The organism is Azospirillum sp. A26 (genome assembly GCF_042604635.1).
In the GTDB taxonomy this organism is placed as follows: domain Bacteria; phylum Pseudomonadota; class Alphaproteobacteria; order Azospirillales; family Azospirillaceae; genus Azospirillum; species Azospirillum palustre.
In genome coordinates this window covers 325,243-338,525 of sequence record NZ_CP170473.1, presented here as the reverse complement: position 1 = coordinate 338,525, position 13,283 = coordinate 325,243, and the positions used below count along the sequence as shown (strand labels likewise).

The following is a 13,283-nucleotide window of genomic DNA, read 5'->3' as shown; positions in this document are numbered from 1 at the left end:
GGTTCGTCAGGCGGCGGAGGATTCGCGCAAGGTCGCGGTGGCGGCGATGTCGAGCGCGCCGTCGTCGGTCAGCACCACGCCATAGGCGCTGCGCGCCGCGTCACGGCCGAGATATCCGAGCCGCACATCGCGGGCGACAGCCTCCGCATCGCGGCGCTTCGGATCGCCCCAGCCGCCGCCGCCCGGCGTCTCCAGCCGCACGCGCTGACCGTCGCGGATCTTCACGTCGGTGACCTTGGAGGCCAGCGGCGGCGACTTCTCACCCTCGTCGCTCTGCCAGGTGAAGCGGTTCAGCGCCGCCGGGGTGCCACCGGCGACACCGAAGGGCGCGAAGACTCCGCGCTCGCCCAGCAGGAAGACGTCGGCGTCGGTCAGCGCCTCGATCTCATAGACGGCCCCCAAACCGCCGCGATGCAGGCCGGCCCCGGCGGAGTCCGGGCGCAGGGCCCATTGGGTGAACATCACCGGATAGGCGGCTTCCAGGATTTCCACCGGCGGGATGGTGGCGGTGGAGATCGGGTTGTTGGCGTGGTTCAATCCGTCCGTTTCCGGATTGCCGCCCAGGCCGCCGCCGAAGAAGGAGAACATCACCCAACGCGAGCCGTCCTTGCGGTGGCCGGCCAGCGACAGCGCGTTGATGGTGCCGAAGGGCGCGGCGGTGGCGCGGGCCGGATCGGCCAGGGACAAGGCGCCGAACACCACGCCGATGACGCGCAGGATGGTTTCGGTATAGCCGCCGACCGGCTTCGGCGGCTTGACCGCCAGCAGGGTACTTTCCGGGATGACGAAGGTGATCGGGTTGAGGCAGCCGGCATTGGCCGGCACGTCGGTGAAGACATGCTTCAGCGCGACGTAGCAGCAGGCGACCGCGGTGGAATAGGCGATGTTCAGCGGCCCGGCGCAGGGAGCCGACGACCGCGAGAAGTCCAGCGTCATCCGGTCGCCGGCAATCGTCAGGTCCAGCGCGATCAGCAGCCGGTCCGCCGTGATGCCGTCATTGTCGAGATAATCCTCGAAGCTGTAGACGCCGTCCGGCAGCTTGGACACGGCGCTGCGCATCAGCGCGTCGGCCCGCGCGGTGAAGGCGTCGAAGGCGGCGGCGACCGTCTCCTCGCCATGCTCGTCCAGCAGTTCGGTCAGCCGGCGCACGCCCAGGTCCAGCGCGTTCAGCTGCCCGTTCAGGTCGCCGTAATTCGACACCGGCACGCGGGAATTGGCAGCGAGGATCGCCAGCAGATCGTGGTTCATCGCGCCGGCCTTGACCAGCTTCACCGGCGGGATGCGCACGCCTTCCTGGAAGCTGTCGGTGGCGCGGGCGTTGAAGTTGCCCGGCACATTGCCGCCGATGTCGAGCCAGTGACCGACCGACGCCATCCAGCAGAACAGTTGGCCCTGGCGGAAGATCGGCCGCACCAGACGAAAATCGTTCAGGTGGGTGCCGCCGTCATAGGGATCGTTGAACAGGAAGATGTCGTCCGGGTGGAGGTCGCCCTCCTTCGTCACCTTGTCGATCACCGCCTTGACCGCGAAGGCCATGGCGCCGACGAAGATCGGCAACCCGTTGGTGCCCTGCACCAGCGTGGCGCCGGTCTCGGCATGGTAGAGGCCGTGGCAGGCGTCGCGCGCCTCGGCGATGATCGGGTTGAAGGCGGAGCGGTAGAGCGTCGCATCCATCTCGTCGGCGATCTGCTCCAGCCGGCCCTTCAGGACGGCCAGCGTGACGGGGTCGATGGACGTGGTTTTAGCAGTGGTCTGGGTGGTCATGCTGCGTCCTCCCGCTTGGCGGAGCCAAAGTCCTTGTAGGTCTCGCCGAGCGCCAGCATCTCCGGCGTGCCGATCAGGTCGTTTAGCGCGTTGAAGTCGAACATGCGGTCGCGGAAGGGCTGGGTGGTGCCGTGCTGCGCCAGCGAGCCGTAATAGTCCTGCGCTTGCCGAGCGAGCGCTCGCACGATTCCGCCGGGGAAGATCACCAGCCGGTAGCCCAGCTCAGCCAGATCGGCGGCCGAGCTGATCGGCGTCTGCCCACCCTCCACCATGTTGGCGAGCAGCGGGCGGATGCCACCCAGGTCGGTGGCGATGGCCGATAGCTGCTCGCGGCTCTTGGGCGCCTCGACGAACAGCACGTCGGCCCCGGCCTCGACATAGAGCCGGGCGCGGTCGAGAGCGGCGGACACGCCTTCCACCGCCACCGCATCGGTGCGGGCGACGATCAGCGTGCCTTCGCTGGTGCGGGCGTCGACCGCCGCCTTGATCTTGCCGGCCATCTCGCCGGCCGGGATCACCGCCTTGTCGGTCAGGTGGCCGCAGCGCTTGGGAAAGCTCTGGTCCTCAAGTTGCAACGCGGTGGCGCCGGCGCGCTCGAACATGCGCACGGTGCGCTGCACGTTCAGGGCGTTGCCGTAGCCGGTGTCGGCATCGACGATCAGCGGCGTCGGCACGCGGTCGCGCACCAGGGCGATGGTGTCGGCCACCTCGCTGACCGAAACCAGCCCGATGTCGGGCCGGCCCAGCCGGGTGTAGGCGATGGCCGCACCGGACAGATACAGCGCCTCGAACCCGGCAGCCGTGGCCATCGACGCGGTGAAGGCGTCATAGACGCCGGGCGCCAGCACGACGCGGTCTTCGGAAAGCCGCTGTTTGAAGCTGAGGTCGGGCATGGTCATCTCAGACGCTCCCCCCGGCGGCGGCAGGCGCCGACAGAAGCCGGGTCAGGGTTGAAAGATCGGCCGCGCGGTCGATGGTCTCGACGCAGTCGGCGATGGCGGCGGCGTGCGAAGCGCCCCAGACCGGGCCGGCGAGTTCAGCGAACTTCGCCCGCACCTCGCCCGCGCTGTAGGGATCCTCGGTGTCGCCCTTGTTGGTCAGCGCCTCCGCCGCGAAGCTGCGGCCGTCGGCGAGCGTCAGGCGGACACGGGCCGGGCGCAGGCCGGGAAGACGGGCAGTCAGGCCGGTATCCTCGTGCACCGTCACCCGGCGGGCGAGATCGCGGGTGGCCTGGGCCTGCCGGGCCTCGTCGCGGAAGGCGTCGGGTGTCGCCGCCCCATTGGCGAGGAAGGTCGCCAGGGCGAAGGGCAGCGAGAATTTCGCCGCCAGCATGTTCTTCGGCTCCGGCCCGTTCAACTGGGCCGCCCAGACATAGGTATCGACCTCGATGGAGGCGACCTGCTCCGGCGCGATCCGCCCGTCGGCCTGCGCCACGATGTCGCCCAGCGCATCGAGCGCGCCGTGGGTGTAGCGGCAGGCGGCGTGGCGCTTGAAGTAGTTGCGGGCGATCTCCCAGCGCTCGCCCAGCTCGTCGACCATCAGCTCCGGCCGGAAATCGCGGGCGATGACGCCGCCGAACACGCTGCCGACCCCGTCGGTCTCGCCGATGATGCCGCTGGCCGCCAAATCCCAGGCGGTCAGGCCCAGCTGGTTCGACACGCCGGCATAGGCGTTGCGCACGGTGCCGCCCTCCAGCATCGTCCGCCGGCTGGTGGCGAGGCCGAGGGTGGAGGCGATGTTGATCGTCTCGATCATCGCCGCCGCGTCGGCCCGGTTCAGGTGCGCCACCGCCAGCGCCGCCCCCGCCGTGCCCCAGGTGCCGTGCGGGTGGGTGGTGACCAGCAGCTTGGCGGCGATGCCGATGCGCGAGCCGATCTCGTACCCCAGCGCCAGCGCGGTCAGCAGATCGGCGCCGGAGGAGGTCAGCCGCGGCCCGGCGGCCAGCGCCGCCGGCAGCACATGGATGCCCGGATGGCCACGGGCATACTGGTTGCCCTCGTCCAGCTCCAGCATGGTCCCGGCGAGGCCGTTGAGGAAGGCGGCCGAGCCGGCGGGGAAGCCATGGCCCGAACCGATGGCCGGACAATCCCCTGCACCGGCGGTCCGGGCCATCCGGCCGACCAGCGCGCGGCATTCCGGTTCCTGCATGCCGGCGGCAATCACGCCGATGCAATCGAGCAGCACCAGCTTGGCCCGCTCCACCACCGGGGCCGGCAGGTCGGCGAAGGTCAGGCCGGCGGCGAAGGTGCCCCAGCGGTCGAGCCAGGACGGGCGGGCGGCGGCGAGCAGCTCGCTCGCCGGCTTCACGTCGAAGGACAGGCTTGTCATGTCACCGCTCCCAGGCGGACGGCCCCTCAGAGGCCGAGATAGGTGCGTTTCAGTTCGGGATCACGCGCGATCTCGTCGGACGGTCCCGACAGCGCGAAGACGCCGTTCTCAAGGATGTAGGCCCGGCGGGCGACCTCCAGCGACTGGACGACGTTCTGCTCCACCAGCAGGATCGCCAGCCCGTCGGCGTTCAGCTTGCGGATCAGCCCGAACATCTCCTCCACCACCAAGGGCGAAAGGCCAAGCGACGGCTCGTCGAGGATCAGCAGCAGCGGTTCCGCCATCATGCCGCGACCGATGGCCAGCATCTGCTGCTCGCCGCCGGAGAGCGTGCCGGCGAACTGGCCCTCGCGCTCCTTCAGACGGGGGAAGATTGCGAATATGCGCTCCAGATTCCGTGCCCGGTTCGGCTTGCCACGGCGGTAGCTTCCGAGTTCCAGATTCTCGCGGATCGACAGGTTGGGGAAGATCTTGCGGCCTTCCGGCACCTGGATCAGCCCTTCTTCCACGATACGCGCGGCGGATTTGCCGTCGATGCGGGCGCCGCCGAAGCGGATTTCTCCGGTCCAGGCCGGCAGCACGCCCGACAGCACCTTGTTCAGCGTCGTCTTGCCGACGCCGTTGGAGCCCAGCACCGTGACGATCTCGCCGGCATGGACGGCCATGTCGATGCCGCGCAGCACCTCGGTGGCGCCATAGCCGGTCTTCAGCCCGCGGATTTCCAGAAGCTGCTCAGCCATGGGCCGCCCCCTCCGCCTTCAGCCGGGCGGCGGCACCGTGGCCGAGATAGGCCTCGATCACGCGGGCGTCGGCACAGACGACGGCGGGCGGCCCTTCGGCGATCATGCGGCCCTGCGCCAGCACATAGACGCGCTCGCACAAATTCATCACCGCCTGCATGACGTGTTCGATCATCAGGATCGTCACCCCTTCGTCGCGGATGCCCCGGATCACCGGGATGATGTCGCGGATCTCCGATGGGTTCAGCCCGGCCAGCACCTCGTCCAGCAGCAGCAGCTTCGGCTCGGTGGCGAGCGCGCGGGCCAACTCCAGCCGCTTGCGCCCGGCCACCGTCAGCCCGCCGGCCGGCCGGTCCAGCTCGCTCCCCAGCCCGACGCGGCGCGCCACGTCGCGCGCCTTGGCGGTGGCGTCGGCCCGCTTGGCATGGCGCAGATAGGCACCGACCGCGATGTTCTCGCACACCGTCAGCCCGGCGAAGGGCTGGACGATCTGGAAGGTGCGGCCGATGCCGCGCTCGGCCCGGCGGTGCGGTTCCTCGGCGGTGATGTCGGTGCCCTCGAAACGGATGCGCCCGTCGGTCGGGGCGACGAAGCCGGAGATCATCGAGAACAAGGTGGTCTTGCCGGCTCCGTTCGGGCCGATCAGCCCGACGATGCCGCCGGGTTGCAGCGACAGCGTCGCGCTGTCCACCGCCATCAGCCCGCCGAACCGCTTGGAAACGCCGTCAACGGCCAGCATGGGAAACCTCCTTGGGTCCGCGCGTGACCATCCCGCGGCCGCGGTCGCGCAGCCGTTCCAGCAGGCCCAGGATGCCGCCGCGGGCGAAGGCGACGGCCAGCACCAGCACGCCGCCGAAGACGATCAAATCGATGCCGGGGATGCGGCCGGCGAACTGCTTGGCGACCTCGCCCAGCCCGTGCAGGGTCAGCGCCCCCACCACCGGGCCGAAGACGGTGCCGACGCCGCCGATGATCGGGGCCAGCAGAAGCTCCACCGAAATCCAGCTGCCATAGGCGATGTTGGCGTCGATGTAGAGGAAATACTGGGCATAGAGGCAGCCGGACAGCGCCGTCACCCCGCCGGACAAGGCGATGGCGCGCAGCTTCACCGTCAGGGAATTTACCCCCAGCGCCTTGGCCGCATCCTCGTTCTCGCGCACCGCCACCAGCTGCGCCCCGAAGCGGGAGCGCTGGATCCAGCGCGTCAGCAGCAGCACCGCAGCGACGAAGGCCAGCACCAGCCAGTAGAAGATGGCGCGGTCGTCGAATTGCAGGTTGACGGCGCGGACATCCAGCTTGATCAGCAGCCCCGCCGCGCCGCCGGTGACGGAGGCGGCATTGGCGAGGATGCGGAACACCTCGGCGAAGGCCAGCGTCACCAGCGCGAAATAGGAACCGCGCAGGCCCGACCGGAAGCTGAGGAAGCCGATGACCCAGCCGACCGCCGCACCGGCCAGGGTCGCCAGCACCAGCCCGGCCCAGGCGTTGACGCCATAGCGCACTTGCAGGATCGCCGTCACATAGGCGCCGGTGCCGAAGAAGGCGGCGTGGCCGAAGCTGAACTGGCCGCCGAAGCCGCCCAGGATGTTCCAGCCCTGTGCCCCCAGCGCCACGATCAGCATGAAGACCAGGAAGTTCAGCACCGGGCTGGAGGTCACCACCAGCGGCAGCAGCGCCGCCAGGAGGGTGAGGACGGCGATCGGGATCAGGTCGCGCGCGGTCATGCCTTGGCTCCGAACAGTCCGGTCGGCCGCACCAGCAGCACGGCGATGAAGATCAGGAAGATGCCGATCTGGCCCAGGCTGTCGCCCAGGAACAGGCCGCACAGGCTCTCCACCACGCCGATGAACAGGCCGCCCAGCAGCGCGCCGGGCAGCGAGCCCATGCCGCCCAGCACCACCACGGTGAAGGCGACCAGCACGAAGGCGCCGCCGATGCGCGGGTTGACGTAGAAGGTCGGCATCAGCAGCCCCGCCGCCACGGCAAGGCAGGCGCAGCCCAGGCCGAAGGTGACGGCATAGACATGCGGCACGTCGATGCCGACCAGATTGGCGCCGAGCTTTTCCTTGGCGACCGCACGGATCGCCTTGCCGGTGTCGGTTCGGTTCAGCACCAGCCACAAGAGGCCGGTGACCACCACGGCGACGCCCAGCCCGATCAGCCGTGGATAGCTGAGCAGCAGCGGCCCCAAGGCCACCACCTGGAAGGAATAGTCGGTGTCGAGCGTGCGGGTGTCGGACTGGAACACCGCCAGCAGCACATTCTCCAGCACGATGGACAGGCCCAGCGTGACCAGCAGGATGTTGCCGTCGTCGCCATGGCTGGCCGGCCCGATGACGAAGCGCTGCAGGCCATAGCCGAGCACGAACATCAGCGGCACCAGCGGCAGGATGGCGAGATAGGGGTCCATCCCCAGCCATGCCCAGGCGATCCAGACCGCGAACATGGCACAGGTCAGCAGCGCGCCGTGGGCGAAGTTGATGATGTGGAGCACGCCGTAGATCAGCGTCAGCCCAAGAGCGATCAGGGCATAGACCGCACCGGTCATCAGACCGTTCAGCGCCGCTTCCAGGATGATCTGAGGTGAATACATGGCAGCCCGCGCATGAGGGGAATGGTCCCTTCACCCGCGCCGGGTCGGCCGGCTCGCGGCGACCCGGACGGATGGGGGAATGCGGAGGTGCGACGGCGAAAAACGGATCAGGCCGCCGGGAAGTTGGCCTTCACCTCGGCGAATGCTTCGGGGAAGATCACCTTGATGTCCTCACCCTGGATCTGGGTGTTGATCGGGGTGGCGCCCTCGTTCTGGCCGTTGACGAACTTGGTCGGGCCGTAGGGCATGATGTGGCCGGCGAAGGTGGAGGCGTTCAGTGCCTCGATGATCTTCTTGCGGTCGGTGGAGGCGGCGCGCTCGATGGCGTCGGCCAGAAGCAGGACGTTCGAATAGTTCAGCGAGACATTGTAGGCGAAGGACTTGCCCTGCCCTTCCACCGCCTTGCGGAGCGTCAGCGCCTTCGGGTTCTTCGGATCGTGCCAATGGTTGCAGTCGATGACGTTCTGGGCCGCCTGCGGGAATTCCTTGACGAAACGTCCGTTCGACGCCGCACCGCCGAGAATGGCGTAGATGCCCTTCGGCTTGATGCGCTGCTGCTGCATGGTGCGGGCGAGCAGCACGAACTCGCCATAGTAGTTGGAGGGGATCACCAGATCGGGGTTCAGCGAGCGGATGCGCAGCGCCACGTTGGACATGTCGCGCGCCGGGGTCGGGTGGGCGATGGTCTCCAGAATCTCGAAGCCGCGCTTTGGCAGTTCGCTTTGCAGCAGCTTGGCGAGGCCGGAGCCGAACAGCCCGTCCTCATGCACCAGCACCACGGTCTTGGCCGGCTTGCCGGCCTTGTCGTTGATGGCAGTCAAATTGTCGAGCGCCACCTGGGTGACCTTGCCGAAGCCGGGGCTGAAGCGGAAGGTGTTGGTCAGGCCGCGCGACATGATCTGGTCCGACACGCCGACATCGACCAGATAGGGCAGGTCGTAGCGTGCCGCCGCCTGCGACGCGGCAAGGCAGATCGGGCTGGCGAAACCGCCGACGATGGCGGCGACGCCCTCGGCCTGCATCCGCTCCACCTCCTGCGTGCCGGCTTCGGGGGTCGAGCGGGCGTCGCCGAACAGCATTTCCAGCTTGGCGCCGCCCAGCGACTTGATGCCGCCGGCCGCGTTGATCTCGTTGATCGCCATCTCCGCACCGGCCCGGCCGAGGTCGCCGTCATGGGCCAGCGCGCCGGTCACCGGCTGGAGGATGCCGATCTTCACCACCGGGGCCTGCGCCCGCAGGACCGAGGGGGCTGCAAACGGCAGCGCGGTGACGGCGGCAGCCGCTGCGCCGGCCTTCAAAACCGTGCGGCGGGAAACGCCGATGAGGGTGGAGTCCTGAACCGAACGTCCCATAACGCTCAACTCCTCTGTTTGATGACCCGCGGGGTGCGGGCGGGCTTTTCGCCCGATTTGCTTTTCTCGGATTTGTTCTTGTCGGCAGCGCGCGGCCAGCCGAGTGCCGGGCTCCAGCGCCGTTCGCCGTCGCTGCCGGTGCGCACCAGATCCATGTGGAAGCTGTAGCGGTCGGGCCGGTACAGCGCGTGGAGATGTTCCACGCCGCGGCCCGACGGCTCGTAGACGATGCGGGTCAGCGTCAGCAGCGGCGAGCCGATCTCCAGGTCCAGCGCCGCCGCGGCTTCCGGACCGGCCAGCGTGGCGTTGATCGCCTGGGTGGCGCGTTCCGTCGTCACGCCCGACCGTTCGATCAGCTCCAGCAGCGGGCGCGCCGCCAGTTCCGCCTCCGAATAGGTCAGGCCGATCCATTCCGGCACATGGGTGGTGAGGTAGGAGAAGGGCTCCCCGTCGATCAGGCGCACGCGCACCGACCGCTGCGCCCGCTCGCCGGGCTTCAGGCCCAGGCTTTCGGCAATCGGCTCCGGCGGCACCCCATAGCCGAAAGACAGCAGTCTGACGTCGGTGCTGCGGCCCATGTCGATCAAGTGCGACAACACATTCGACAGGTCGGCGACGATCGGCCGGACGGTGCGCGTGTCGTGGACGAAGGTGCCGGACCCCGCCTTGCGCTGCACCAGCCCTTCCTTGTCCAGAAGGTCCAGCGCCCGGCGCACGGTGACGCGGGACACGGCATGTTCGGCGGCCAGAGCCGGCTCACCCGGCAGGCGCGCGCCCGGCGGCAGTTCACCGGCGACGATGCGGTCGCGCAGCAGCAGATAGATCCTGCGAGCCTTCAGGGGTTCGACCGCCGACTTCACAGCACTCCGCCTCCCCTTCCACCGGAAACCGTCCCACCGGGACCCAATGCTGTCCATTCATCAGACAGGAACCTGTATGATGGATAATACAGCTTTGGTCAACAGCGTTGTTGGGGGTGCGAACCATCGCGGCCCGGCCCGTCTGGAATGGCATGCCCCTTACGCAAGCGGCTTGGGATCGATGGGATTTCCTTATGGTTGAAATCGCAACTCCGCATTTCCGATTTCGATTTGCCCGGTTTATCCCTTGGTCACAGGCCAAGGGGCCGGGTTGCCAGCCGACGCCCCGCGAGCGAGGATCGGCCGGACTCCGGCGCTGCAAAGCCCAAGTTCGAAAAGCCAGCTTCCAACCGTCCATCAAGGGGAAGACCGCCATGACCATTCCGCCGAGCGAGCAGGTGCAACTCGTCGCCTATCTGGTTGCCAAGCCCGGCCAGGAGCAGGCGCTGGCCGACGCCATCGCCGCCATCGTTCCGGACGTGCTGAAGGAGCCGGGCTGCCTCGCCTACTCCGCCCATGTCAGCCGCGAGAAGCCCGGCACCGTCGTGATGTACGAGATCTGGCAGGATCAGGCGGCACTCGACACCCATGCGAAGGCGGCGGCCTTCACCGGCCTTGCCGCTCAGTTCGACACGCTGCTGGGCGAGCCGCTGCGGATCGACCTGCTCCGCCGCATCGCCTGATCGACGCAACAGCGGTCAGGCGCCGCCGGCCTCCGGCTTGCCGGAAGACCGGCCGAGGCTCGTGCGTGCCGCCTCCAGGATCTCTTCCGACAGGGCGGGATCGTCGACGGCACGCGCAAGGATCAGGGCGCCGACCATCTCCGACAGGGTGGTCAGCGCCGCCTTCCGCTTCGCCTCCGCCGAGCGGCCCGGAACGAGGCGGCTCAAGCCGTCGAGGAAGGGCCGCAGTCCGCGGGTGAAGGCACTCCGTGCCACGCCGCCCTGGCGGGCCACATCGATACCGAGCGCCGCGATGGGGCAGCCGGCGGCACTGCGGTCGCGGTGGCGCGGAGACAGATAGCTGTCCAGCAGCGCCGTTAGAGCCTCGTCCCCCTTGGTCTCCGCCGAAACGCGCCAGCGCTCCGCCGCCACCTCCATCGCGTGGGCACAGGCCTCCGCCGCCAAATCCTCCTTCGAGGCGAACTGGCCGTAGAAGCCGCCGTGGGTCAGGCCGGCCTCCTTCATCAGGTCGGCGACGCCGATCCCGTTGAAGCCGCGCTCGCGGAACAGCGCGCTTGCCACCTCGACGACGCGGCGCCGGTTCTCCGCCGCCTGCTCCTTGCTCACCCGCATGATGCACCTTCCCTCAAAAAGCAGTTGGAGACCCGTTGACAAATTATATGACGATCATCATCAATTATGCAAACATGATGCTTGTCATTTAAATTTCGCCCCAGCCGGGCTACCGATCCGGAGACCGCAACATGCACACCGCTTCGACCCACGACCCCGTCGTCATCGTGTCCGCCGTCCGCACGCCTCTGGGCCGCTTCCAGGGAGAGCTGTCGGCGCTGCCGGCCCCGGCTCTCGGCGCCCGCGCCATCGCCGCGGCGGTGGAGCGTGCCGGCTTGCCGCCCGCCAGCATCGACGAGCTGCTGTTCGGCTGCGTCCTGCCCGCCGGGCAAGGGCAGGCGCCGGCCCGGCAGGCCGCCCGCGGTGCCGGGCTGCCCGATGCGACCGGAGCGACCACGATCAACAAGGTCTGCGGGTCGGGCATGAAGGCGACGATGCTGGCCCATGACCTGATCCGCGCCGGGTCGGCCGACATCGTGGTGGCCGGCGGCATGGAGTCGATGACGAACGCCCCCTACCTGATGGCCAAGGCCCGCGGCGGATACCGCATCGGCCATGACCGGCTGCTGGACCACATGATGCTGGACGGGCTGGAGGATGCCTATGAGGGTGGCCGCGCCATGGGCGATTTCGGCGAGGCGACGGCCGAGTCCTATGGCTTTACCCGCGCCGAGCAGGACGCCTACGCCGCCCGGACGCTGACCCGTGCCCGTGCGGCGGTCGAGAGCGGTGCCTTCGCGGCGGAGATCGTGCCGGTCACGGTTCCCGTCAAGGGTGGCGAGCGGGTGGTCACGCAGGACGAGAACCCGCTGAAGGTCTCCCCCGACAAGATTCCGGCGCTGAAGCCCGCCTTCCGCCGCGACGGGACGATCACCGCCGCCAGCTCGTCGGCCAATGCGGACGGCGCCGCGGCGCTGGTGCTGACCCGGCGTTCGGTGGCCGAGGCCGCCGGTCTGCCGATCCTGGCGGAGATCCGCGGCCACGCCACCCACAGCCAGGATCCGGCCTGGTTCACCACCGCTCCGATCCCGGCGATCCGCAAACTGCTGGACAAGGTCGGCTGGGCGGTGGGCGAGGTCGATCTGTTCGAGATCAACGAGGCCTTCGCCGTCGTCGCCATGGCGGCACAACGCGACCTGGGGATCGATCCCGAGCGGTTGAACGTCAATGGCGGGGCCTGTGCGCTCGGCCACCCCATCGGCGCCACTGGGGCACGGCTGATCGTGACGCTGCTGCATGCGCTGTCGGCACGCGGACTGACACGGGGCGTGGCCTCCCTCTGCATCGGCGGCGGTGAGGCAACCGCCATCGCCATCGAGCGGGTCGCCTGAGGCGCCGGAAGCGGCGCACCTATCGCGCTGCCTCCTCCCGGTTCAGCCGGCGCGCCATGGCGTCGAGGAACAGGCGCACGCGCGTCGGCAGTTGCCGTTGCGAGGGGAACAGCGCACAGACCGGTGCGGGGTCGCCATGCCAGTCCGGCAGCACCCGCACCAGCCTGCCGGCGGCAAGGTCGTCCTCGACGTCGATCCGCGACTTCCACAGGAGGCCGCAGCCGGCAAGCGCCCAATCCTGGGCGACGTCGCCATTGTCGCAGCGCAGGCGGGATGCGGTGTCCAGTTCGACCACCGCACCGCCGGGCCCCAGCAGGCGCCAGCGCCCGCCGGTGCCGCGATACTGGATGCAGTCGTGGCTCTCCAAATCCTGCGGCGAGGCGGGCCAGCCGCGACGCTCCAGATAAGCCGGCGCAGCGACCAGTATGCGATGATTGTCGGCCAGCCTGCGCATGACCAGCGCCGAATCCCTGGGCGCGCCGATCCGCACCGCCACGTCCAGCCCCTCGTCGATCAGATCGACCATGCGATCTGTCAGGCGCAGGTCGACCGAAATCCGCGGATAAGCCTCGACAAGCTCGCGGCAGACTGGGCCGACATGCATGCGCCCCAGGGCGGCCGGCGCTCCCACCCGCAGAATGCCCTGCGGCTCGACGCGGCCATGGCTGAGAGCCTCCTCGGCCTCCGCGACCTCGGCGAGGATGCGCTGGGCATGCCGGTACAACCGCTGCCCCTCCTCCGTCAGGGCGAGGCGCCGGGTGCTGCGGGCCACCAGCCGCGTATCGGTCCGCCGCTCCAGCGATGCCAGCCGCTTGCTGACCACGCTCAACGCCAGATTCATCTCGCGGCCGGCGGCGGACAGGCTGCCCGCGGCGACGATGCGGACGAAGGTGCGCAGTTCATCGAGGTCGCCCAGCATGCCCGCCGCATTCTTTCCATTCGGTGGAGAGTATATCGATCAGGTCGAGGATACTGCGCAATCCGGAGAGGTTCTAGACTTGCTTCCACTCCACCCCTGAA

Annotated in this window: 13 protein-coding genes; 2 read left to right on the top strand and 11 right to left on the bottom strand. The window is 68.8% G+C overall.

Annotation, left to right across the window (positions count from 1 at the left end):
* Positions 1-6: 6 nt before the first annotated feature.
* From ABNQ39_RS16120 to ABNQ39_RS16080, 9 genes are all read right to left on the bottom strand, one after another.
* Positions 7-1,764 (bottom strand): hydantoinase B/oxoprolinase family protein, encoded by a 1,758-nt coding sequence (locus ABNQ39_RS16120; RefSeq protein ID WP_376961607.1) that lies wholly within the window; start codon positions 1,762-1,764, stop codon positions 7-9.
* Positions 1,761-2,663: an isocitrate lyase/PEP mutase family protein gene (locus tag ABNQ39_RS16115; protein WP_376961605.1), complete on the bottom strand. Its 903-nt coding sequence runs from the start codon at positions 2,661-2,663 to the stop codon at positions 1,761-1,763. The genes ABNQ39_RS16120 and ABNQ39_RS16115 overlap by 4 nt, the downstream gene beginning before the upstream one ends.
* A 1-nt stretch (position 2,664) precedes the next feature.
* The gene (locus ABNQ39_RS16110) at positions 2,665-4,092 is read right to left on the bottom strand and encodes an MmgE/PrpD family protein (protein ID WP_376961603.1); all 1,428 of its coding nucleotides are present in this window, start codon (positions 4,090-4,092) and stop codon (positions 2,665-2,667) included.
* A 26-nt stretch (positions 4,093-4,118) separates the two neighbouring features.
* The gene (locus ABNQ39_RS16105) at positions 4,119-4,832 is read right to left on the bottom strand and encodes an ABC transporter ATP-binding protein (protein ID WP_376961601.1); all 714 of its coding nucleotides are present in this window, start codon (positions 4,830-4,832) and stop codon (positions 4,119-4,121) included.
* Positions 4,825-5,571: an ABC transporter ATP-binding protein gene (locus ABNQ39_RS16100; RefSeq protein WP_376961599.1), complete on the bottom strand. Its 747-nt coding sequence runs from the start codon at positions 5,569-5,571 to the stop codon at positions 4,825-4,827. The genes ABNQ39_RS16105 and ABNQ39_RS16100 overlap by 8 nt, the downstream gene beginning before the upstream one ends.
* Positions 5,558-6,556 carry a branched-chain amino acid ABC transporter permease gene (locus tag ABNQ39_RS16095; RefSeq protein WP_376961597.1) on the bottom strand — a complete coding sequence of 333 codons (999 nt, stop codon included), beginning with the start codon at positions 6,554-6,556 and terminating at the stop codon, positions 5,558-5,560. The genes ABNQ39_RS16100 and ABNQ39_RS16095 overlap by 14 nt, the downstream gene beginning before the upstream one ends.
* Positions 6,553-7,425, bottom strand: a complete 873-nt coding sequence (locus tag ABNQ39_RS16090) for a branched-chain amino acid ABC transporter permease (protein ID WP_098738525.1) — start codon at positions 7,423-7,425, stop codon at positions 6,553-6,555. The genes ABNQ39_RS16095 and ABNQ39_RS16090 overlap by 4 nt, the downstream gene beginning before the upstream one ends.
* 107 nt (positions 7,426-7,532) lie before the next feature.
* Positions 7,533-8,777 (bottom strand): ABC transporter substrate-binding protein, encoded by a 1,245-nt coding sequence (locus ABNQ39_RS16085; RefSeq protein ID WP_376961595.1) that lies wholly within the window; start codon positions 8,775-8,777, stop codon positions 7,533-7,535.
* Positions 8,778-8,782: 5 nt separating this feature from the next.
* Entirely contained in the window at positions 8,783-9,637 is an 855-nt protein-coding gene (locus ABNQ39_RS16080; protein ID WP_376961593.1) for a GntR family transcriptional regulator, read from the bottom strand.
* 374 nt (positions 9,638-10,011) lie between these two features.
* On the opposite strand from ABNQ39_RS16080, the gene ABNQ39_RS16075 reads away from it, so the two are divergent.
* On the top strand, positions 10,012-10,320 hold the full coding sequence (locus tag ABNQ39_RS16075; RefSeq protein WP_376961591.1) for a putative quinol monooxygenase: 309 nt from the start codon (positions 10,012-10,014) through the stop codon (positions 10,318-10,320).
* A 15-nt stretch (positions 10,321-10,335) separates the two neighbouring features.
* Here ABNQ39_RS16075 and ABNQ39_RS16070 read toward each other — a convergent pair whose 3' ends face one another.
* Positions 10,336-10,932, bottom strand: coding sequence for a TetR/AcrR family transcriptional regulator (locus tag ABNQ39_RS16070; protein WP_376961589.1), 597 nt, complete (start codon positions 10,930-10,932; stop codon positions 10,336-10,338).
* Positions 10,933-11,063: 131 nt separating this feature from the next.
* Between ABNQ39_RS16070 and ABNQ39_RS16065 the strand changes: the two genes are divergently transcribed.
* A complete protein-coding gene (locus tag ABNQ39_RS16065) occupies positions 11,064-12,263 on the top strand; it encodes an acetyl-CoA C-acyltransferase (RefSeq protein WP_376961587.1) in 1,200 nt (399 codons plus the stop codon).
* A 19-nt stretch (positions 12,264-12,282) separates the two neighbouring features.
* Here the strand turns inward: ABNQ39_RS16065 and ABNQ39_RS16060 are convergent, their stop codons facing one another.
* Positions 12,283-13,182, bottom strand: coding sequence for a LysR family transcriptional regulator (locus ABNQ39_RS16060; protein WP_376961585.1), 900 nt, complete (start codon positions 13,180-13,182; stop codon positions 12,283-12,285).
* Between the last annotated feature and the right edge of the window lie 101 nt (positions 13,183-13,283).